Here is a 22550-nt window from a genome sequence, read left to right on the forward strand (position 1 = left end):
TCCTATGCTTGACTTGTCTTTAATTCCTTTTCTGATTCTTTATGAGCTTCGTTCATTTCTGTTTCTTTAACAATATCTGGATTCAACTTGTTATCCATCTTAATGAATGGGTAGTAAATGGCTGTTGTAGCAACAACAATAACTGCCTGAACAATTAATCCATTGATTGATCCAGTGTATAGAAGTCCTGAAAGTAACGTAGGCACTGTCCATGGAACATTATTTACGATAGGTCCAATAAAACCAAGTTTTGTAAATAATAGTCCGATGTAGAATGCTAATGGTTGAGCTACTAACCATGGAATAAAGTACAAAGGATTCAAAATAATTGGCAAACCGAAAGTAACAGGTTCAGAAATATTGAAGATAGCAGGCATCAAAGAAATTTTAGAAACTTTCTTTGCGGCAGCTCTCTTTGAAAATAGGATCAAAGCTAAAACTGGTGATACTGAACATGAACCAGCAGCAACAGTTGAGAAATTCATGAACAATGTTGAGTAAATATGATGTGCTTGACCTAGCATGTTTTGAGTATCATTGATATTCCATGTTAAACCAAAGATTGGTCCCCAAATTGATGTTGGATGGATACCAAACCATTGAAGCAAGCTCCATGTTGTTTGCGATACAAAGGCAAATAGTCCAGTACCAGAAATAGCAAGAGCAGGTTTTTGTAAAGCAGTTAATAGCAATTCAGGCATTGTTTCACCAGTGAATGTTGTACTTAAACCTGTCAAAACAATGAAAACACCCATTGTAATAACACCAGGAATCAATGATTCAAAACTTCGTGCGACGGCTGGTGGTACTGAATCTGGCATTTTAATAGTAATGTTCTTTTCAAGAACCTTATTGTAAATCCAAACGGCAAACCCACTAATTAGTAAAGCAGCAAAAACACCTTTTGTACCAAAGAATGTTGTATCCATGTAATTTAAAACATCGATAGGTTTTTTAGCACCATCAGGTGTGTATTGGAACTTCCATGGCATACAGATAAAGAATGCACCTAAAGCATATAGAACAGAAGTCATATGTTCCTTACTCTTTGGGAAATATTTGCGTGAAAATGTATGTGAAAAAATAACAACTAATAGTACAGCAAAGGTATTTAATGAACCATTTGAAATAAGTCCAATCAAATTACCTGTTGTCGTTAAACCTTTAAACAAACCAGATGCAGCCCATGCGGACCATGAACCACTGATCAAACGACCTAAACCTAGACCTTGTTTACCGAAGATCAACCCGTTAGTTGGATCAACGAAAACATTTTGAATCATAATAGCAAAACCAGCAATCATTGATGTTGCAGCAACAATGATAAATGAATCACGTAAAGTTAATAACAACTTATTAGCAGCAATTTTACCAGCCACTCTAGTAAAATTTGCTTGGAAATTTTGTGTTCTGCTTCCTTTGCTCTTTCCCATTTTAGCCAATTCCCTTCTCTTTCAATACATCTACAAGAACTTGTCCGTCCATGCTACCGAATTGTTGCATGGTCAATAGAATTACTTTTGTATTTGGATGAGCTTCCTTAGTTTGATCATATGCCCAGCCAATTTGTGGAGCTAGCAAGATAACGTCAACATCATCACCAACTTCATCAACCATACCAAAATCATAAGCATCAACTTTTACATCGGCACCTTCGGCGTCGTATACCTTTTGCATCTTTGAACCAATTAGACTTGTGGAGAATCCCCCACTACAAAAGATAGCAATCTTTAATTGTTTCATAATGAAACCCCCTTCATTTGTTAACGCTTTCAGTATAAAAGTATACGCTTTTGAAGTCAATACCATTTTTAAATTTGTTATAACAAATTTAGAATGCACATTGTCAACTACTAAACCAATGGTTATCCGAATTGCTTATAAAAGATGTTCAAAAAATGCCCTTTCAGCGCTATCTTGTGTTTTTTAGATAAAAAAAGTGCAAACTTGCTTTCGCAAATTTGCACTTTCTGAAATTAAACATTTGTTTTAAACTGATTCATGTAACGAGAATTGTGATGAACGAATGTAAGTATACGCATACTCGAAGATTTGACCATTATCTAGGAATGAGCGCTGCTCTACTGTCAACAGAGGTTCAGGTTTTGATAGGTCCAATATTCTAGATGTATCATCATTGGAAATTTCTGAAGAGACAGTCCTGATAGCACTATCAATATTCAAATCTAATTCCTTTTCAATGAAGTCATAAATTGACCCCATTAAAGAGCCCATTTGCATTCCCTGAATTATCTTTACGGGCATAAAAATATTCTGTAAAGCAATAATTGTCTTACCATTCATAATCAAACGCTCAATTTCATAGGTCAAATCGAATTGATTGATATTCATTTGATCCATTACTGTAGGGCTAGGCTTACTTACGCCAAAATTAATCAGCTTCACGGAATACTTATTAAAATCAAATATTTCTAGAGATTGCTTACTTTGGACACCCTCACCTGGTTGATTATCCTTGACGAATGTCCCTGAACCTTGTATTCGATAGATCAGTCCTTCATTTACCAGAATATCTAAAGCCTTTCGAACTGTGATTCGACTGACATTCAATGACTTAGCTATAGCCGTTTCTTGGGGTAGCTGTTCATTGATTTGATATTCCTTCTCCAAAATCTGCTGTCTTAAACGATTCGCCACAATCACATATTTGGGCGTCTCTTTCATATACGTGCCTCCGAACTAAACTCAATATTTGTTATAACAAATATTTACTTGAACTATAAGTAATTATAACTCACGGTATAGATAAGTCTAACAATTCATCTATACCATTATTTTTCAATTTTATCTTTAACTTTAATTGTTTAAACATGCTATGATACTACTATAAAGGTCTGAAAGAAGAAGGAATTATTATGATTAAAACTACCACATGGAAACATAATTTCAGCAACTACGATAACCTTGACCATATTAATGCTAATGGTCATCAACATTTAGAAATATTCCAACCTTTTGCTAGCAAAAAAATTCGATTGCAACTCAACAATCTATATGGCGAAGTGCCACTAGTAATTGAGAGCTTAGAAATTTATACTGATTCCAAGAAAAAAGTTGCAGTAACAAAAGATGGTCGAAAATCATTTGCTGTGGAATCTCGTTTAGTGGAATGGTCTGACTGGATTGATTTCAACTTGCCAGCTGAATCCTACCTTTCAATTGACCTTGTCTCACCTACTAAAGCCATTCATACGTTAGGATTAACCATTTCTAACGATTTAATTAGGACTGAAAATTCTGATCCTAAGGAAACTAAATATTTCTTTGGCATTTCAGAAATTCAAATAAAAACTGAACACGCACATAAAAAAATTGGCCTATTCGGTGATTCTTTAACCAATCAGGGTAACTATACCGCTCCACTTTCTATTGATCTGGAAAAAGAATTTCACTGTGTCACCGCTAATTATGGCATCTCAGGTAATCGTCTACTTCATCCTGGCCACAGTACTTCACAATGGTCTACTAGTTTTGGTGAAGCTGGTTTCACCCGTTTCGATCATATGATTGCCGAATATCAGCCTAACATTGTTATATTCATGGAAGGTGTCAATGATTTACTTCATCCTGGTACTGGCGCCCCGGTCAGTGAATTACCTAATGCCAATGCCTTAATCAAGGCTATTCATACTTTAAGGAAAAAATGTAAAAAGCACGGTATTACTTTCGTTCCAATGACCATTACCCCTGCTTATGGCAATATTAACGGTGGTGTTTTTGCTTGGTCCGAAGAAAAGGAAAAAATTCGTCTGGCAGTCAATCATGAATTATTGAAGATGCCACATGTTATTGATATTGCTAGTTTCGTTGGTGAAGACAATAAACTTAAATCAGAATTTGACTATGGCGACCATGTCCATTTATCTGCTGAAGGTGGTAAAAAAGTTGCTAAATTTGTTGAAGAACAGTTAATTCGCAAACGAATGGTTTAAAATAATATTCCATGACATATAAACTACATAAGTTTTTGGAATATATTCTTATATTTATAATTAAGTTTTTGGGTAATATGTTTAAATCATTTTTAATATAATGTAATATGAATAGTATATATTGATCAATTATGTTTATTGGAGATTTAATAATGGTTGAAACTACTAACAGTGATATTTATACAATATTAAAAGAGCGTGTCTTAAGCGGACAATACAACATTAAGATGCGTTTGCCAACTGAAGATGCTCTGATTGAAGAATTCAACGTTAGTCGTTATGCAATCAGAAAGGCCATTAAACAGTTGGTTAATGAGGGTCTTGTTTACAGTGTCAAAGGTAAAGGCGTTGTTGTTTTAGAACAGACTCCTCAAACTAAAGAAATTAATCTTAGCTTGGCAAAAATAAATGGTCTTCAATCTCTCAATAGTGCTCAAAAAATCGATCGAAAAACAATTATTGCCGACTTCCAACAGATTATCGTTGACGAAAAACTTCATCAAAAAACGTCCTTTTCTGTAGGTGTTCCCGTCTATGCTATCAAACGTATTCGTAGAATTAACACTAAAAACGCCGTTTTGGATATCAATTATTTCAACGCACAAATTGTTCCGAAGATCACACCTAAAATTGCATCAGGTTCAATCTATGATTATATAAAAAAAGATTTACAGATGAAAATTGCCGTAGTCAAACGACAATTACGAATTGAACACGCTTCTCAAATTGACTATGAACATCTCAATTTAGGAATCAACAATTGTGTTGGTAATATGATTAGTTTTGCCTTTAATGATGATGGCAAACAATTCGAATATACTGAATCACATTTTATTCCTGATAACTTCATTTTCAATCAAATCATTAAATTCTAATCATAACAAAAAGTGAGTAACCTTTCAGTGGCTACTCACTTTTTTTGTCTCTAATATGATTCAAATCCAACTAATGAGAAATGGTTAGGAATATATTTAGTTTCCGTACATTCAAACAAACTTCCCAAATCAGTATAAACATATTTCTTCAAAACACCGACACAATTAGATTCATTCAAATCCAATAGATCTGTTTCTCTTTCATCTGCTGTCTCTACTGTTGCTACCGATCGAGCAGCCGCAATTTTAAAGAGATCTTCATCACGAATATATTGATAAATGGACTTTTGCGCGTCGTTTTTACTCAAATTAGGCATATTTTCTTTTCTAAAATAACTCGTATCTAAAGCCATTGCCTTACCATTTACCATACGCAATCTTTCGATATGGTAGGCTATATCGCCTAAGCTAAAAGAAGTCTGCTCTGACAATTCACTATCGATCTCAACCTCTTCAAAGGTTAAAACTTTTGTAGCTAATTCCCTGATTGACTTGTTCTGTGGAAAACTGGTCAAATCTTGGAATCCAAAATGATTAGCCGCTGAAAAAACCATTCGATTATCGGTAACGGGTTCTAATACAACTACCCCACGTCCTTTTACTGTGTAAACCAGGCCCTCAGATTGCAGTTTTTTCAAAGCACGGCGAATCGTATTTCTAGTTACACTGAAACGTTCTGATAATTCTTCCTCACCTGGCAAAATTGTTTTTGGTGGATAAACATCACTATCGATTTCACCTTTCAATATGTGATATATATCTGAATATAAATTTTTTGGCATAATTTCTCCTCAATATAATTGCTTAACAGCAACAACCTCATCTATTTGAAGATATTAAATATCTACTTCTTTTCTAACATGACCGATTCATATGGGCGCAAAGTTATTTTTCCTTGATTGAGCTGCATATCGCCATAATTCCCCAAAATTAAATCGAAACCAGCAGCCACATCACGCTCTTGAGCATGTTCAGTAAAATTGGCCATTACTAAAATTTTACGCTTATTATTAAATCTTTCATAGCTATAGACACTATTGTCCTTGGGATTCAATAACTTGTACTCCCCATCAACAAGTACTGTTTTATGTTTTCGTAGAAAAATCAAAGCACGATAAAAATCGAAGATATTGTTCTTCGTTTTCAGCACTTTCTCAACTGAATAGTCATCATGATGTTGCGGTTTTAACCATGGTTGACCTGTTGTAAATCCATAATACTTAGTCGAATCCCATTGCATTGGTAAACGTGAATTTTCTCGCGATTTCTGTTGCAAAATTTGAAGTGCCAGATCCTCAGACATTCCATTTTTTAACATTTCATGATAAGCATTGATCGATTCATGATCCTTATATTGCTTGATATCAGTAAAATAAGCATTCTTCATTGCAATTTCATCACCTTGATAAATATAAGGTGTTCCTTGCAATCCAAATTCCACCATTGCTAACAATTTAGCTGACTGATCACGATATTCATCATCATTGGTAAATCTCGAAATTGCTCGTGGTTGATCGTGATTATTCCAGAATAAAGCATTCCAACCACCGTGACGTTGCATCTGTGTTTGCCAAGCACTTAAAATACTGGTCAAATCAGTTAACTTATAATGTCCCAAAGTCCATTTTTTACCATTAGTATAATCAACCTTCACATGATGAAAGGTAAATGCCATCGACAATTCTTGACGTTTAGGATTAGTATATTTCACAGCTTCAGAAATAGGTGTTGATGATAATTCACCAACCGTTACAAACTTATTAGGTCCAAAGACCTTCTCGTACATTTCGTGAATATATTCGTGGACATGTGGTCCATTGGTATAGAAGTTTCGTCCATCATCCAGAGGAGTGTTAAAAGTATCATTTGGCATATTTTTATCTTTGGAAATATTGTTAATAACATCCAAACGAAAACCATCAATACCCTTGTTAGCCCAATACGTCAGCATTTTAAAAATTTCAGCTCGTAAATTTTCATTACGCCAATTCAAATCGGGCATCGTTACATCATATAGATGTAAATAATATTGGTCTAATTCCGGTACATACTTCCAAGCACTACCACTAAATTTTGAAACCCAATTATTTGGTTCATGTCCATCAACCGGATCACGCCAAATATAATAATTGTGATACGGATTATCTTTTGATTTCAAGGCCTCTTTAAACCAAGAATTTTCATTTGAAGTATGATTCAATACCATATCCATAATGATTTTGATATCACGCTTATGCGCTTCCGATAGTAATTTCTCAAAATCATCCATTGTTCCAAAAACAGGATCAATCCTGTAATAATCAGCGATATCATATCCATTATCATTTCCGGGTGAAAGGTACATTGGCGTTAACCAAATCAAGCCAATTCCCAGCTTTTGTAAATAATCGAGACGTGAAATAATACCGTTGATATCACCGATACCATCCCCGTTAGAATCTTGAAAACTGCGCGGATAAATCTGATAAACAGTTTCTTTTTGCCATTCCTTCATTTTAATACTCCTCAATATAAGTCCTCACTTAACGACGCAATTTTATAATATGTTTATACAACTGTCAATTGTTCTATACCGGATGGAATAATGGAATATAGTCAAAATGACTATTATCACAACATTTCCAGGTAAATTTTAATTTAAAAAATAATATATTTTTTATGAAAATAGTTTATTTAATTTGAAAAAAATCGATGGATTGCTGGAACGTGGTGGACACGACTTGGAGCTAATATTATCAAATAAAATTGCAGTGTTTTGAGATTTCTAGCTCTGTATAATCATCTAATCCAAATAAGAATTTTAAGTCAAAAAAAGCCCTATTAAGTATTCAAAATATATGTTCTATATACTTGAGTATTTCTTAATAGAGGCTGTTCTTAGTTATTATTCATATTTTACAGTAACTGATAAGCAAAGCAGACTTTAGTCTGGAACAACAAGAAAATTGGTTCAGCCATGAGATTCTCTTAGCAATTTATTGTTTAGGGAAAGGTCGAGCTTGAAGCTAAACTTTCTTGTTGAAAAGGACAGCAATTTAAACCATTCTTTTCTTCAGTAATTACTACTCTTTAGTAAATTGACTATTTTACATATTTGTGTAGAAACCATTCTGTGCCATCAACTCTTTATGAGTTCCTCGTTCAATAATCTCTCCATCTTTAACTACTAAGATCAAATCAGCATTCTTAATAGTTGAAAGTCGATGCGCAATGACAAATGATGTTCTGCCCTTCATCAAAACATCCATTGCCTTTTGAATCTGTTCTTCAGTTCTAGTATCAACTGAACTAGTTGCTTCATCCAAAATCAACATAGGAGCGTTTCTAATTAGAGCCCGTGCAATTGTCAATAATTGCTTTTGTCCCACTGAGAGGCTCACTGAATCATCCAGAACAGTATCGTAACCGTTTGGTAGTGTTTCAATAAAATGATCCAAATCGACAGCCTTGGTTGCGGCTTTAATTTGTTCATCTGAAATATTTTTTTGATTGTAAACTAAATTATTTCTAACAGTATCCTCGAAAATCCAGGCCTCCTGCAGAACCATATCGAACTGATTTCTAACGTTGGAACGTGGCATATCTTTAATATCAACACCATCGATCGTAATTTTTCCGCCATTCAAATCATAGAAACGCATTAATAAGTTAACAGTAGTTGTCTTACCTGATCCCGTTGGACCAACAATGGCGACTTTTTGTCCTGCCTTTGCTTTCATCGAGAAATTCTTAATGATTTTCTGATCTAGCAGATAACCGAATTCAACATTATCAAATTTAACATTTCCTTTCGCACCAGATAAGGTTTGCTTGTCAGCATCTGCTTCAACTTCTGCTTCACCGAGAAAATTAAAAACTCGTTTCATAGCTGCTTGAGCTGATTGCAAGCTGGTAAAAGCCTGTGTAATCTGTGATAGAGGTTGCGTAAACAATCGTACATAGATCATAAAAGCTACAATTACACCAATACTGATTTGACCTTTCAATACTAAAACAGCGCCGACAACACTGACCATTACGTAACCAAAGTTACCAATGAAATTCATCAACGGTTGCATTATTCCTGATAAAAATTGTGATTTCCAAACATTTGTCTGTAGATCATCATTCAATTGTGTGAATTCTTGCTTTGCTTGGTTCGTATAGTTATAAGTTTTTACAACATCATGTCCAGCATAGATCTCTTCCAAATAGCCTGAAACATCAGCTAATTTGTTCTGTTGATTGTAAATGTAACGTTGTGATTTTGAGATTAACAGTATTGTCAAAGCAAATCCTACTAACACTGACAAAACGGCAGTTGTTCCTAATTTAATATTAGTAGTAAACATCATAACGATACTACCTAAAAGCAATGTTACAGCTGAAACTAATAATCCTAAACTTTGATTCAATGATTGACCAACAGTATCCAAATCGTTGGTTACTCGACTTAAAGTGTCACCTTCATTATGAGTATCAAAGTATTGTAACGGTAAATTATTAATCTTTTCAGTTATTTTAGTTCTTAACTTTTGAGTAAAACGTTGAGTAATAGTAGCCATAATATAACCTTGACCATATGATAGGACCGCAGCAGCTACGTAAATAGCGGTCAAGATTATTACAATATGCATAACTTTTGTTAAATCAATTTTTCCAAATAGACCTTTACTGATTAAATCAGTGATCTTGCTTAATTGACTAGGACCCACAATTGTGAAGATACTACCTGCCATGGCAAAGACAATTGCTATAATCAATGGCTTAATATATTCGGAACCATATTTCTTAATTCCATCAATTACTTTCATTCAGCTAATTCCTCCTTTGACAATTGTGAATAGGCAATCTCTTGATAAACCTGATTATTCTTAAGTAATTCATGATGTGTCCCTTGTCCAGCAACGTTTCCGTTATCAAGCACAATAATTTGATCGGCATCCATAATGGTACTGATTCTTTGAGCAATAATAACTTTTGTTGTTTTTGCAGCCTTTTCTTTTAAAGCCTTACGTAATTTCTTATCAGTCTCATAATCTAAGGCCGAGAAGGAATCGTCGAAAAGCAAAATTTCTGGTTTTCTAGCAATAGCACGAGCAACAGCCAAACGTTGTTTCTGACCACCGGAGAAGTTGTCACCATGTTGTGCAACCTTGCTATCAAGCTGATCTCGTTTTTGATCGACGAAATCACGTGATTGCGCAATCTCTAAAGCTTGATTGAGCTGTTGATCTGATTTTTTAGCAGTAATATCGGTTTGTCCAAAATCAAGGTTTGAACGAATTGAACCACTAAATAGAACAGCTTTTTGTGGAATATACCCTAAACGATTGTTCAAATCTTCGATAGCATAATTTTTAACATCTACGCCATCAACCAAGACTTGTCCTTGAGTAACATCATACAATCTAGGAATCAAATTCATAACAGTCGATTTACCACTACCAGTTGATCCAATAATGGCAATTGTTTGTCCTTGTTGTGCCGCAAAGCTTAAATTGTGAATCGCATCAGCTTCGGCATGTGGATATCTAAAACTAACATCTTTAAATTCTATGGTTCCTGTCTGTTCAACATCTTCAGTTGTTTCCTTTTCACTAACAACGGATGGTTTTACGTCTAGGACTTGATTGATTCTGGATACTGAAACTGTCACACGTGGTAAAAGAATGAAAATAATTGATAGTAACAAGAATCCTAAGATAACTTGCATGGCATATGATGAGAAAACAATCATATTACTGAACAATGTCAATCTTGTGGCACTAGCGGTTGCTTGATTAATTATGATGGCACCGATCGCATAAACTGAAAGTGTTAGGGTACTGGAAATGAAACTCATTCCGGGATTCATCAAAGCCAATACTCGGTTAGCAAACAAGTTGGTATCAGTTAAATCTTTATTAGCTTGATTGAATTTATCATTTTGGTAATCTTCGGCGTTGTAAGCATGAACGACTCTGATACCTGATAAATTTTCTCTAGTAACTAAATTCAAACGATCAGTTAAACTCTGAACCATTTTAAATTTAGGTTGAACCATACCCAAAATGAACGTTAACATCACGATCAAAACAATAACGGCTACGGCTGTGGCAGTCGTCCATTGCCAACCTTTATTAGCAATCTTCGTGATCGCCCAAATGGCTGTAATTGGAGCTTTAATAATAACCTGTAAGCCCATGGCAATAAATTGTTGTAGTTGCGTCAAATCGTTTGTCGAACGTGTCAACAAACTAGAAACAGAAAATTTCTTAATATCTTGTGTCGAGTAATCCATAACCTGATTGAAAATTTGGCTTCTCAAACGAGCTGTAAATCCTGCCGCCACATGAGCTGCCAAATAACCGACGATGATTGAAGCAATGACACTAAAAATTGATAAGAGAATCATCATCATTCCTGGCTGTAAAATCTGATTGATCGTCGTTCCTTGCTTTTCCAGTCTTTCCGTAATAGTCGACATATAACTAGGAATTTCCAGCTCCAAGCCAACTTGCAATACGATAAAAATCAAACTAATAAAAATCATTGAATATTCTTTTTTATTGATTTTTTTAAATAGTTTTATCATTAAGTCCTCATATAGTTCGCATGCGAACCATAACCGCAAATTTTTTTATTTTGTATTCTTCCTTATTTGATCTATAACTTTAAAAAAGGTTGCCAAATCTTCCGGTGAAATACCTTGTTGGAGTACTTTCTCCGTTGTTTCAGCCTGATTGTTGATCTCATTCATGGCGTCTTTAGCATACGTAGTTAGATTAAGACATTTAACTCTAGCGTCATCGGGTGAAGGAGTTGTGTAGATCAAACCATTCTTGACCATTCGCTGCACTAACCCGCTAGCAGTTGACTTACTAATAGACATCGCTTTCTCTAAGTCTTTTTGAATAACTTGTCGATCTTGATGAGTATACAAAAAGCCTGCTGTCATGCCTTGTAATCGAGAAATGCGTTCACTTCCGTGTGTAACAAACACATTATTACCAACCTTTTTTTCATCATTGTTTTGAATATAATGGGAAATATGATTCGATAAATCTCTAATATTGTAAACAATCGTCTCTTTAAAATTAAGCATCTTAATTTCCTCTTTTGTTCGTATGCGAACTATATTAGACTTAAAAAAATATAAAGTCAATAATTTTTTCTTTATTTTTATTAGTGACTTCTCCATGCCGTCCTCCACAACAAGAAAATTTGGCTGGAACGCCATGGGCCGACTTAGAGCTAATTTTCTTGTTGCTCCGGACTAAATCCTGCTTTGCTAGGTAGTGTCATTGTAAAATTTGAATAATAAATAAGAACAGCCTCTATTAGGAAATACTCAAGTATATAGAACATATATCTTGAATATTTAATGGGGCTGTTCTTTTGATTTGAAATTTTTATTTAGATTATGTAGATCTAAAAATCTCGAAACACTGCAATTCTACTTGATAATATTAGAACTAGGGAACTAGTCGGTAGTAAAAAATTTGTGGTCCCTCAGTGGTGAAATTATACTTAGCTTGCGTAGCAAGGTTAGTATAAGACCGATCTTCGAGATCCATAATTTCGCACAAGGTGCGGAATTATTAGCTTGAAGTCGTGTCCACCACGTTCCAGCGGCCCACAGATTTTTTGCAGACGACGGCATACTTCAGTTATATTTGTTAGCATTACAACAAAAATCATACCTTCTTTACTCTAGATCAAATCTCTATGAATATCCTGCATGCCACGTTCAATATCTTCTAGTTCGTCAGCGTAACCCTTCAAACGATCGCCATACTTATCGACTAAGTTGCTATCAGTATCTGTTTTATAGCGTAACTTATGTTCCAAACTGGCCCACATATCCATACCAACTGTTCTAATTTGAATCTCCACTGGGACATCAATTGGCCCTTTAGATTGAAAAACTGGTACTTTAACTACAATGTGCAAACTACGATATCCGCTTTCCTTAGGATGCTTTAAATAATCTTTTCGTCTCAATAATGTGACGTCAGTTTGACTAGTCAGTAACTTTTCGATTTTATAAATATCATCAATGTAATTAGTTATTACTCTGATACCAGCAATATCATAAATATTCTTTTGAATACTTTCAGCCGTTAAATCATAGCCCTTACGTTGAGCCTTTTCGAACAAACTTTGAATCTTCTTCATACGTGATTCCATATGATGAATTGGATTGTAATCGTAATTAACTTGAAATTCTGAATCCAAATTTTCCAATTTAGTACTGATTTCTTTTTGACCTGCTTGATAAAGTTGATACATTTTTATCATTTTAGATAGTTCCTGTACATCAGGTCGGTTATCCAAATCCCCTAATTGTGACTTTAATTCCCGCAAATTAATAGTATTGGATCTTTCTAGTATCATACTTTCCGTCCTTTTAAATTAGTAATTATCAAAAAAGCAGCCATAGTGGCTGCCCTAATTTTAACTCTAAATATTATAATTTTAATGACGGATTTTCTTTTGACACTTTACGATGCCATAAATAAATTCCGACTAACAATAAAACACTAATAGTACATGACAACCCAAAGGTCAAATGCATTCCATCAATAAATAACTGTGGATCACTCGGTATGTAAGAAGTAACTCTGGAACCTTTCAAGATTGACATTGAACCAAATAACAACGTTGTCGACATTGCTGAACCAACTACCATCCCAACTGTTCTTGCCAAACTATAAACACTACCAGCCGATCCATAATCCTTTTCATCAACTGTACTCATAACCAAAACGTTATTAGGTGAATGGAATAATCCGTTACCCAATCCAGCCATAGCGGCTCCAAAAGCAAAAATCAAAACAGTATTCTGCAATCCACTAAGAACATAGAATATCTGACCAAAACTGATGATAGCTAATCCAATTAAAGTAATTTTAAATGGATCATGTTTATCGGCCAAACTCCCTGAAATTGGTGCAACGAATAATTGTACGACTGGGAAAATCAATAAGAAGAAACCACTGAACAAGGGACTGAACTCTCGAGCATTCTGCAAGTAAAATGGTGCAATCACATCAAAGAAGAAATCAATGATAAAGACCATAAAACAAGTTAACAATTGTACAGAAAACCATTTATTTTTAAATAAAGTTACTGGCAAAATAGGTTCATCTTGTTTATTTTCGTAACGATACAATAATGCTAAAAGAATTAGGCCAATGATTGTTAGAGTCAAAATACGCCAATCACTCCAACCTAATTGCTGACTTAAAAGAATACCAACAAACATACTGGTAAATCCAATAATCAATAAAATCGAACCAAACAAATCAAATTTGGCACTAGCAAATTTCTTATCCAAACTGCTAGGTAAATATTTAAATAGAATAAAAATAGCAATAAAACCAATCGGTACATTTAGCCAAAAAATGATGTGCCATGGGAAGAAGTTCAAAAGAATTCCACCCAAGCTTGGCCCAATAATACCACCTAGTGAGACGAATGATCCCATCCATCCTAGTGCTTGACCACGACGATCATCTGGAAAAATTTCAACAATAATTCCATTTGAAGTAGCCATTGTCATCGCAGCTCCAATTGCTTGCAAACTTCTAGCAATTATTAGAGTCAACCAGCTAACTGATAAAGCGCATAAAGCAGAACTGATGACAAAGATCAAAGTTCCCCATTGGAAAAATTTGATTTTCCCGTACTTATCACCCAATTTTCCAAAAATCATTAAAGTACTACTCATCACAATCAGATACATTGTTACGACCCAATTGATCAAACTCATATTAGTGTGAAGTGCCTTGCTTAAGACTGGTAGCGCTACAGTGACAATGCTACTATCAAGAGTAGACATAAAAATAACGATTCCAACACCAATCAAAATCATCGTTAAATTCTTTCTTTGAACTGTTTCCATAATCGTCCTCTATACTATATATTAATATACAGTTTAATACATAGTAAAAATTTGTAAAGGAGCATTCCATGGCACGTTCTAATACACTTCAATATATGATTCTAGGTTTACTTACTCGTCAACCGATGACTGGTTATGACATCAAACAGATTTTCGATAAAGAAAAAGCCGAATTCTGGACCGCACCCTTCAGCCAAATTTATCCCGAATTGAACCGCCTTTTGAATAAGGAATTGATCAGTTTAATACAGCCGACCGAAGATAATTCTCGAAGAAAAGTTTATCAACTAACTAAATTAGGAACTGATACTTTCACGGACTGGTTAAAATTGCCATTGTCACCAGAAATAACTCAATTAAACAACGACGATTTTATCTTACGCTTACACTTCTTAGGTAAGGACCATATTGATATTTTAAAAGCTTTGTTAAATATGAGAGAGCAAACTTTAAAATTAGAGCTAGCCCAATTGGAACTGGAGTTATCAGAAGTAGTTCACCATCCCGAACAATTTGGACGTGAATTGATTATTCAAAAAGAACTTTCTAATAAGAAGTCAGATTTGAAGCTCTGGCGTTCTGAATTAAAGAATCTATAACACTAAAAAACGGTCTCTATTAAACATATTAATAGAGACCGTTCTTTAATTTATTATCTAATTCAAACGTACACAGATAATAGAACAGGATACTAGTCTGAAAGACGGCAATTTAAGCCTGTGCTCAATTTCAATTAAGCTTCAGAAAAATCAGTCTGTTCCTCTTTAACTTCATGTAAATCAAAAAGAGACTTTTTATCCTGCAATTCTTCGGCGAAAACAACTTTAACAATAATATTCGTCAATACTTCTGGTGATTCCTTCATACCACTCTTAACCCAACGTTTCATAATGCCTTGGACACCCAGCATGATATAAGTAGCTTCATACTTATCCATCGTTGTCTTAATCATCTCCTCATGATCATGAAAATGACTCATCCGATCTAGCAATTTCGTTTTGCCTTCTACAAAGACTAAATTACTCAATACCGGATTTTTATAGAATTCCCTTAGCATAATTCTCAATCCTTCAATCATTGAAGTACCCTGAGGGATTTTTAAATTGTCTAAAAAATCAGTCTCGATACTGTCGACACACGAATATACATCATCGTAATAACGATAAAAAGTTGTTCGATTAACGTCAGCAGCTTTGCAAACTTCCGTTACAGTTATAGAATCAATCGATTCTTTTTGTAAAAGTGATAAAACTGTTTCTTTAATAATCTTTCTGGTATATTGTGCCCGACGATTATTTTTTATCCCGACCATGGTTTCTCCTTGAATGCAACAAATAAATGATTTTCGTTTAATTAATGACACTTTGTCTCAAATTGATGGTTGAAAATTCATTAAATTGTTTTTATTATGTGAAACATAGTGTTGCAATAATGACATTCTAACAGAAATTTTATTAGAATCCATTAAAAATTTGAAGATTAGAGAGAGTTCAATTAATGCTGGAATTAAAACACATAAAAAAATACTATTATGTCGGCGATTCTGTTACTAAAGCCTTAGACGATGTGTCTGTCTCCTTTAGAAAACAAGAATTTGTCGCTATTCTGGGACCTAGTGGTTCCGGTAAAACTACTATGCTGAACGGTATCGGTGGCTTGGACATTTACGATTCAGGTGACTTAGTCATCAATGGTAAATCTACTAAAGATTTTTCCGAATCTGATTGGGATGCCTACCGTAACAATTCTGTTGGTTTTATTTTCCAAAGTTATAATATTATCGGTCATTTAAGTATTATCGATAACGTTGAATTGGGGATGACACTTAGTGGTGTCAATGCAGATGAAAAAAAGCGTAAGGCTCGTGAAGCTTTGGAGCGAGTTGGCTTAGGTCCTCATATCAACAAGAAACCTAATCAACTATCCGGTGGTCAACTTCAACGTGTTGCCATTGCTCGTGCGATTGCTAATGATCCTGAAATTTTACTTTGTGATGAACCAACTGGTGCCCTAGATACTGAAACCAGTGAAGAAATCATGAAATTGATCAAGGAATTATCAAAAGAACGCCTTGTCATCATGGTTACTCATAATCCTACTTTGGCTAAAGAATATGCTGATAGAATTATCAACTTTGCTGATGGTAAAATTTTAGACGATTCTAATCCTTTCGTTGATGATGCTACTAAGGATAATTTCGAACTTAAGAAAACTAAGATGACCTTCTGGACTGCTTTGAAATTATCCTTCACCAACTTGAAGACAAAGAAAGCCCGAACAGCTTTGACAGCTTTTGCTTCTAGTATTGGTATCATCAGTATTGCCATCGTTTTAGCCTTATCATCTGGTTTCCAAAAACAAATTGATAAGACTCAAGGCAATACCTTGGCACAGTTCCCAGTTACAATCTCCCAAACAGCTTCTAAGCAAACTGCTCCGGATACTAAGGTTAAGAGTTCCAGTTCTAAAAAGGTAACTGCTAAACTTAGCCAACAAGAAAAGTCAACACACACAAACAAATTGAGTAAAAGCTATGTAAACTACATTAAGAAACTTAATCCTGAATTAAGTAAAGACATTACTTATAATTATTCAACCGGAATGAATCTTTTGAGTAAAGTCGATGGCAAAGTTAAAACAGCTCAATTCTCAAACACAAGTAGCTCTAATTCAATGAGCAGCATGTCAGCTGCCATGGCTTCATCCACAGGTGTTGGTAGTTCTGTATATCCTTCATCAAATAACAATGGAACTAACTTCTTGAAGAAACATTACAAGGTTATCTCCGGTTCACTTCCTAAGAATGAAAATGATGTTGTTCTGATTGTCGATCGTGATAACTCTACTAATGTCAATGCTCTAAAGAATATCGGTATGAAAGTTAAAGACAATCAAAAATTAGACTTCAATAAAATTGTTGGCCAAGAGTTCAAAGTTGTTTCTAACAATGATTACTATAAACAAGTAACAGCTGGTCTCTTCACACCAAATACTGATCTTGCCAGTCTTTACAATAATTCTAACAATAAGACTTTAAAGATCTCAGGTATCTTAAAGGTCAAATCAAAATCATCAGAAAACATTCTCTCATCAGGTATCGCATATAGCGACAAGCTAACTAAAGATATCGTTAATACTAATAAAAACTCTGATATCGTTACTGCCCAAAAGAACAGTGATACTAACGTTCTAACTGGTGCCAGCGTCGATGATGCTACAACTAAAGAGAGCCTTGTTAGCTACTTAGGTGGTTCCACTACACCATCAAGTATTCTAATTTACCCAAGCACATTTAAGACTAAAGACAAAGTATTAAGCTACCTTGATAAGTACAACAAAGACAAAAAAGCTTCTGACAAAGTTATTTACACTGACCTTGCTGGACAAGTTTCAAACCTTACAGGCGGCTTAATGGATGCTATCACTTATGTCTTAGTTGCCTTTGCTGGTATCTCATTAGTAACAAGTATGATCATGATCGGTATCATCACTTACACATCAGTTCTTGAAAGAACCAAAGAAATTGGTATTTTGAAAGCCTTGGGTGCTAGAAAGAAAGACGTTACCCGAGTCTTCGATGCCGAAACAACTATCTTAGGTGTCTCATCAGGTGTCTTAGGTATCGTAATTGCTTGGTTAGCAACCTTCCCTATCAATGCTATCTTGAAAGGACTAACCGATTTAAGCGGCGTTGCTCAATTGAACCCTGTACATGCGATAATCTTGATTGTCATCAGTACTGTTCTAACCGTTATTGGTGGACACATTCCTGCTCGTATGGCAGCTAGAAAAGATGCAGCTACTGCATTAAAATCAGAATAGAGAGCGAAGCAAGGGCGGTTAGCCCACGAGGATTTGCCTAAGTATCAGAATTACACGCGTATTTTGCGGATGATTTTGATACTGTAGCAAACCGGAATGGGTTGCCCTCGCGTAGCTCATTTCAATAGAGAGCGAAGTAGGCTTGGGAATTTCCGAGGATTTACCTAAGTATCAGAATTGCACGCGTATTTTGCGGGTGATTTTGATACTGTAGTAAACCGGAAGAAATTGGCCTACGCAGCTCATTTCAATAGAGAGCGAAGCAAGGGCGGTTAGCCCACAAGGATTTGCCTAAGTATCAGAATTGCACGCGTATTTTGCGGATGATTTTGATACTGTAGCAAACCGGAATGGGTTGCCCTCGCGTAGCTCATTTCAATAAAGAGCGGAGTAAGCCCGCTTCCACTATAAAACATAGACCCATGGTTATTTCCCCAAAAGGACCAGTACTCAAATTCCGAGTACTGGTCCTTTTATGTCTATAAACTAAATTTTAACTACCGCGACCCCAATCAATCCAGGTCCGGTATGAACACCTAAAGCTGGTCCCACTTGCTCCGTAAATTCTTGTTGGCCTTTAATGCCATTTTCATGCAATAAATCCAGCATATTCTTACCACCAGCCTCATCAGCACCTTGTCCAATACCAATTAGATAATTTTTATCTTCACCAATAAACTTTTGGGCAAAGTCTAGCATCATCTTTTGACCTTTTTTCATACCTCGTGCTTTAGCAGCAATGGTATATGAACCGTCTTCTTTACAAGTAATAATGGGTGCTAATTTCAACATTCCACCAACTACAGAAGCGGCAGCGCTAATTCTACCACCAGCTCTTAAATAAGTCAGTGTGGGAATACAGAAGTAAACAACAGCATGTTTAATCATAGTCGCTACTTGAGAGGCTACTTCATCAAAGCTTTTTCCCGCATCTATTAAATCTTTAGCACCAATTGCAATTAAACCTGAGGCTATTGCTACTTGCTTGGTATCAAAATATTTCGTCGTGAAACGATCATCGTCATCCAAAAATACTTTGAGAAAGTTGAAGGTTCCACTTAATCCTGAAGAAACAGAAATGGAGATAATATGAGTACAGCCAGCTTCAGCAATATCATCTAGAGCTTTTTCGATTGATTCTCCTGAGGGTAATGAAGTCTTAGGAATTTCAACAGGAAGATGTTCATAAACTTCTTCGGCTGAAATGTCGACACGATCAAGATAAGTCTTGTCATGATAAGCAATTTGCATTGGTAACTCATAAACGCCATTTTTATCACGGTATTCTTTTGGTAAATCGCAGCAAGAATCTACCAACACAGCAATTTTTTCCATTTTTATTCGCTCTTTTCGTCTTGATTATTACTTTCAATCATTAATATTTTCTTAGTTATTAGCTTTGTTGCAAAAGACATTGTAGCCATTTCAACCATTAAGTAGGCTGAAGACTGATTCTTCTCTGAGAGGATTTGTCCCTCTTCACGATGATTTAACATTTTCAAAGCTAACTCTTGCTTATCACAGAAGAAATCAAAGGCCTTAGCAATTCCACCATTTAAATTGGTTTGAATTTCCAATCCCGCTTGAATCTCATTGATGGATACGACTTGTTTTAAAAAAGTTATCGCAATCAGATATGCTAAATGTTCGCGTGTGTAACGTTTCTTGATGGGATGTGGCAATAGTCCATTTTTTACGTAATTATTGACCATCGATGTTGTTACTACTGGTCCGTCCTCCAACCAAATTGGTCCAATATATTTATCAACTAAGGTTAAAAGTTGATCACGATACAGATCTAATTCAGGTAGATCTTCAAACCTAGGTAAACGATAATTTTCTAATTTGTCTAACCATTCTTGTAACTCATCCATGAACACGCACTCCTTTTATAATTACAAATATAATTTATCATAATTATTAATACTATTCAATCTAGTTTTAAAAGCTAGATATATTTATAATAAAAAGCCTTGAACATTACTCAAGACTTTCTTTAAGATTATATTCACGCCAACCGAAAGCAACCGTCATAACGATGCCAACTGCTGTCAATAAGACGATATAACCAACATTACTACTGAAATTAGTATCTCCCAGATACAAATCACCAAGTAAAGTTGCTAAGACAGTTACCCAGATTCCAATTCTTTGAGTTCTGGTAAAAGCTGTACCTGTCTGACTTCTCTTTTCTCTCTTTGTTATATATGGTAATACAAAACCCAAGCCAATTAAAACAAATATGGCTACAAAATTAATAACTAATTCATACCACCACATTGAAGATCCGAAAGCAACATCCTGTGGGCCAACCGCAGCAATTGTAGCTATCCCTGTCAGACCTAGACACCACCAGCCGACGATCAATGACATGGTTTTATTCTTAATATAAACATACCCTGACGAATAGATATCATCCCTCATTCTAACTTTGATGAAGGACCAGAAGATCCAACAAGTAACTCCTGGTGAAATAATTCCGTTCAGGTTTAATAACCAATTGAAAATATCTTTCATGTTTGGCAACAAGATGCCTAAGAACATGATAAAAGCACTCAACCCAACTGTGAGTAAGTAACCATTAATAGGCAATCCAGCTGAGTTAGTTTTTCTCAAAAATTCTGGCATGTATTTATTACCAGTATCAGAAATCAACATTCTAGTCATCGCATTCAATAGTACTGCTAACAAGGCTGCTAAGTAAAAGATTTCCGTGAAGGCGAATAAATACATTAAAGTATTGCCCATATGAAATTTATTACCTAAAGCTTGAAAAGCATAATAGGAACCATTGATCTTCAAATCATCTGGTAGATGATAGGCGTTAAAGAAAACACCTAAAGAGAATGATCCAAAGATTGTCAAAAAGCCTGTCATAACAGATAACATAATCATGGCTTTAGGAAAATCTTTATTAGGATTACGCATCTTTGTAACAAATGGCGCAATTCTTTCAGCTCCGTTAATAGCAAAAATCAGAAATCCTAAAGTTGTTAAATAGTGGAGATTGAATGAAGGCACAATCGTATGGAATGTTAATGGTTTAGTCGCAATGTGACCTCCCATCATTAAAGCAGTAACGGTCATTATTACGAATAAAACAGTCATACCGAACATGGCAATTCCGCCAATTGTACTCAGTACTTCCAATGAATGTTCAAATCGTGACTGAATGATAATGAAGAAAATAAATATCAATAAGGTAAATAGTGCGAAATGACTGTTCGACATCTGTGTCTGCATTCTGTCACTACCATTAACGACCCAGCCCATAGCTACAGCAATCGTATTTGCCGTATCAACGACATAAGGAATCGATGCAGCCCAATATGTCCAAGCTGCAAAATATCCTAAAAATTCTCCACTAGTTTCTCTGACCCACGATGTTAATCCACCACCATCATCATCAAAGGTTGAACCTAATTGGCCTACCATCAATGAATACGGAATAACATACAATAAAATCATGATGATCCAGGACGTAATGACGCCCATTCCTTGATTTTGAAAATTGTAGGTCAGATCATCGAATCCAACTACAGTTACAAAATCCATTAAAGCTAGCACAGGCCAGCTGATATACTTCTTTTTTGTTCCTAAATCTGTCATGGCGTTTTCCTCAGTGAAAATAAATCATACTTTCTTAATTTACTCACCAAACGGTTACTTAAAATATACAATATTTTTTGCTAAATAAATTAAAAAATGATTCGAAAGTATAAAAAAATTTAAGCGTTTACTTCCCCGACATGACCGCAACAGTAGCTGTTGCCTATTTTGTGTACAATTTGGAAAGTTAGCGACTCGAAATATTCTACCATAAAAGCAACGAACTAGATATATAAAATTTTCTTATCAAAAAGAAATTCTCTCGGTTTTAATTAAAGTACCATTAAATCCAACTGTTGATGAAAATGCTTCGACTTTAGACAAAAAATGTCGAACAGATTATAAATATTTTGAATTAATCTAATCAAAAATTACAAGAACAAGTTAGCCACTTGTCCAAAAAATAAATACGAAATATATCAG

Annotated in this window: 18 protein-coding genes; 4 read left to right on the forward strand and 14 right to left on the reverse strand. The window is 35.0% G+C overall.

The genetic code is table 11. The annotated features are described in order from the left end of the window. Positions 1–2 precede the first annotated feature (2 nt). The 3 genes from FD33_RS04915 to FD33_RS04925 all read right to left on the reverse strand — a co-directional run bounded on the left by FD33_RS04915 (position 3) and on the right by FD33_RS04925 (position 2685). On the reverse strand, positions 3–1433 hold the full coding sequence (locus FD33_RS04915; RefSeq protein WP_025085138.1) for a PTS sugar transporter subunit IIC: 1431 nt from the start codon (positions 1431–1433) through the stop codon (positions 3–5). Position 1434: 1 nt separating this feature from the next. Further along, a complete protein-coding gene (locus FD33_RS04920; protein ID WP_025085139.1) occupies positions 1435–1743 on the reverse strand; it encodes a PTS sugar transporter subunit IIB in 309 nt (102 codons plus the stop codon). Positions 1744–1989: 246 nt separating this feature from the next. Next, positions 1990–2685: a GntR family transcriptional regulator gene (locus FD33_RS04925; protein WP_054642886.1), complete on the reverse strand. Its 696-nt coding sequence runs from the start codon at positions 2683–2685 to the stop codon at positions 1990–1992. A 191-nt stretch (positions 2686–2876) separates the two neighbouring features. Here FD33_RS04925 and FD33_RS04930 point away from each other — a divergent pair, with 191 nt between their 5' ends. Further along, entirely contained in the window at positions 2877–3953 is a 1077-nt protein-coding gene (locus FD33_RS04930; RefSeq protein WP_025085142.1) for a GDSL-type esterase/lipase family protein, read from the forward strand. 152 nt (positions 3954–4105) lie between these two features. Further along, positions 4106–4828 (forward strand): GntR family transcriptional regulator, encoded by a 723-nt coding sequence (locus tag FD33_RS04935; RefSeq protein WP_025085143.1) that lies wholly within the window; start codon positions 4106–4108, stop codon positions 4826–4828. A 50-nt stretch (positions 4829–4878) separates the two neighbouring features. Here FD33_RS04935 and FD33_RS04940 read toward each other — a convergent pair whose 3' ends face one another. The 7 genes from FD33_RS04940 to FD33_RS04970 all read right to left on the reverse strand — a co-directional run bounded on the left by FD33_RS04940 (position 4879) and on the right by FD33_RS04970 (position 14696). Beyond that, the gene (locus tag FD33_RS04940) at positions 4879–5610 is read right to left on the reverse strand and encodes a GntR family transcriptional regulator (protein ID WP_056955810.1); all 732 of its coding nucleotides are present in this window, start codon (positions 5608–5610) and stop codon (positions 4879–4881) included. Between the two features lie 62 nt (positions 5611–5672). Further along, a complete protein-coding gene (locus FD33_RS04945; protein WP_081784508.1) occupies positions 5673–7322 on the reverse strand; it encodes an alpha,alpha-phosphotrehalase in 1650 nt (549 codons plus the stop codon). A 592-nt stretch (positions 7323–7914) separates the two neighbouring features. Further along, positions 7915–9621: an ABC transporter ATP-binding protein gene (locus FD33_RS04950; protein WP_034544078.1), complete on the reverse strand. Its 1707-nt coding sequence runs from the start codon at positions 9619–9621 to the stop codon at positions 7915–7917. Further along, entirely contained in the window at positions 9618–11384 is a 1767-nt protein-coding gene (locus FD33_RS04955; RefSeq protein ID WP_025085145.1) for an ABC transporter ATP-binding protein, read from the reverse strand. The genes FD33_RS04950 and FD33_RS04955 overlap by 4 nt, the downstream gene beginning before the upstream one ends. A gap of 45 nt (positions 11385–11429) precedes the next feature. Further along, a complete protein-coding gene (locus FD33_RS04960; RefSeq protein WP_025085146.1) occupies positions 11430–11990 on the reverse strand; it encodes a MarR family winged helix-turn-helix transcriptional regulator in 561 nt (186 codons plus the stop codon). A 512-nt stretch (positions 11991–12502) separates the two neighbouring features. Then, positions 12503–13186, reverse strand: a complete 684-nt coding sequence (locus FD33_RS04965; protein WP_056955811.1) for a GTP pyrophosphokinase — start codon at positions 13184–13186, stop codon at positions 12503–12505. A gap of 73 nt (positions 13187–13259) precedes the next feature. Beyond that, positions 13260–14696 carry an MFS transporter gene (locus FD33_RS04970; protein ID WP_056955812.1) on the reverse strand — a complete coding sequence of 479 codons (1437 nt, stop codon included), beginning with the start codon at positions 14694–14696 and terminating at the stop codon, positions 13260–13262. Positions 14697–14764: 68 nt separating this feature from the next. Between FD33_RS04970 and FD33_RS04975 the strand changes: the two genes are divergently transcribed. Then, positions 14765–15295 (forward strand): PadR family transcriptional regulator, encoded by a 531-nt coding sequence (locus FD33_RS04975; RefSeq protein ID WP_025085147.1) that lies wholly within the window; start codon positions 14765–14767, stop codon positions 15293–15295. A gap of 134 nt (positions 15296–15429) precedes the next feature. Here the strand turns inward: FD33_RS04975 and FD33_RS04980 are convergent, their stop codons facing one another. Continuing rightward, positions 15430–16008 carry a TetR/AcrR family transcriptional regulator gene (locus FD33_RS04980; protein WP_025085148.1) on the reverse strand — a complete coding sequence of 193 codons (579 nt, stop codon included), beginning with the start codon at positions 16006–16008 and terminating at the stop codon, positions 15430–15432. Positions 16009–16193: 185 nt separating this feature from the next. On the opposite strand from FD33_RS04980, the gene FD33_RS04985 reads away from it, so the two are divergent. Then, positions 16194–18518: an ABC transporter ATP-binding protein/permease gene (locus tag FD33_RS04985; RefSeq protein ID WP_025085149.1), complete on the forward strand. Its 2325-nt coding sequence runs from the start codon at positions 16194–16196 to the stop codon at positions 18516–18518. A gap of 486 nt (positions 18519–19004) precedes the next feature. Here the strand turns inward: FD33_RS04985 and FD33_RS04990 are convergent, their stop codons facing one another. The 3 genes from FD33_RS04990 to FD33_RS05000 form a co-directional block, all read right to left on the reverse strand. Then, complete coding sequence (locus FD33_RS04990) at positions 19005–19853, reverse strand: DegV family protein (protein WP_025085150.1); 849 nt, start codon at positions 19851–19853, stop codon at positions 19005–19007. 2 nt (positions 19854–19855) lie between these two features. After that, complete coding sequence (locus tag FD33_RS04995) at positions 19856–20392, reverse strand: DUF1836 domain-containing protein (RefSeq protein WP_025085151.1); 537 nt, start codon at positions 20390–20392, stop codon at positions 19856–19858. 106 nt (positions 20393–20498) lie between these two features. Beyond that, entirely contained in the window at positions 20499–22127 is a 1629-nt protein-coding gene (locus tag FD33_RS05000) for an APC family permease (protein ID WP_025085152.1), read from the reverse strand. Between the last annotated feature and the right edge of the window lie 423 nt (positions 22128–22550).

Origin of the sequence: Companilactobacillus paralimentarius DSM 13238 = JCM 10415, assembly GCF_001434985.1 — a bacterium.
Classification (GTDB): Bacteria; Bacillota; Bacilli; order Lactobacillales; family Lactobacillaceae; genus Companilactobacillus; species Companilactobacillus paralimentarius.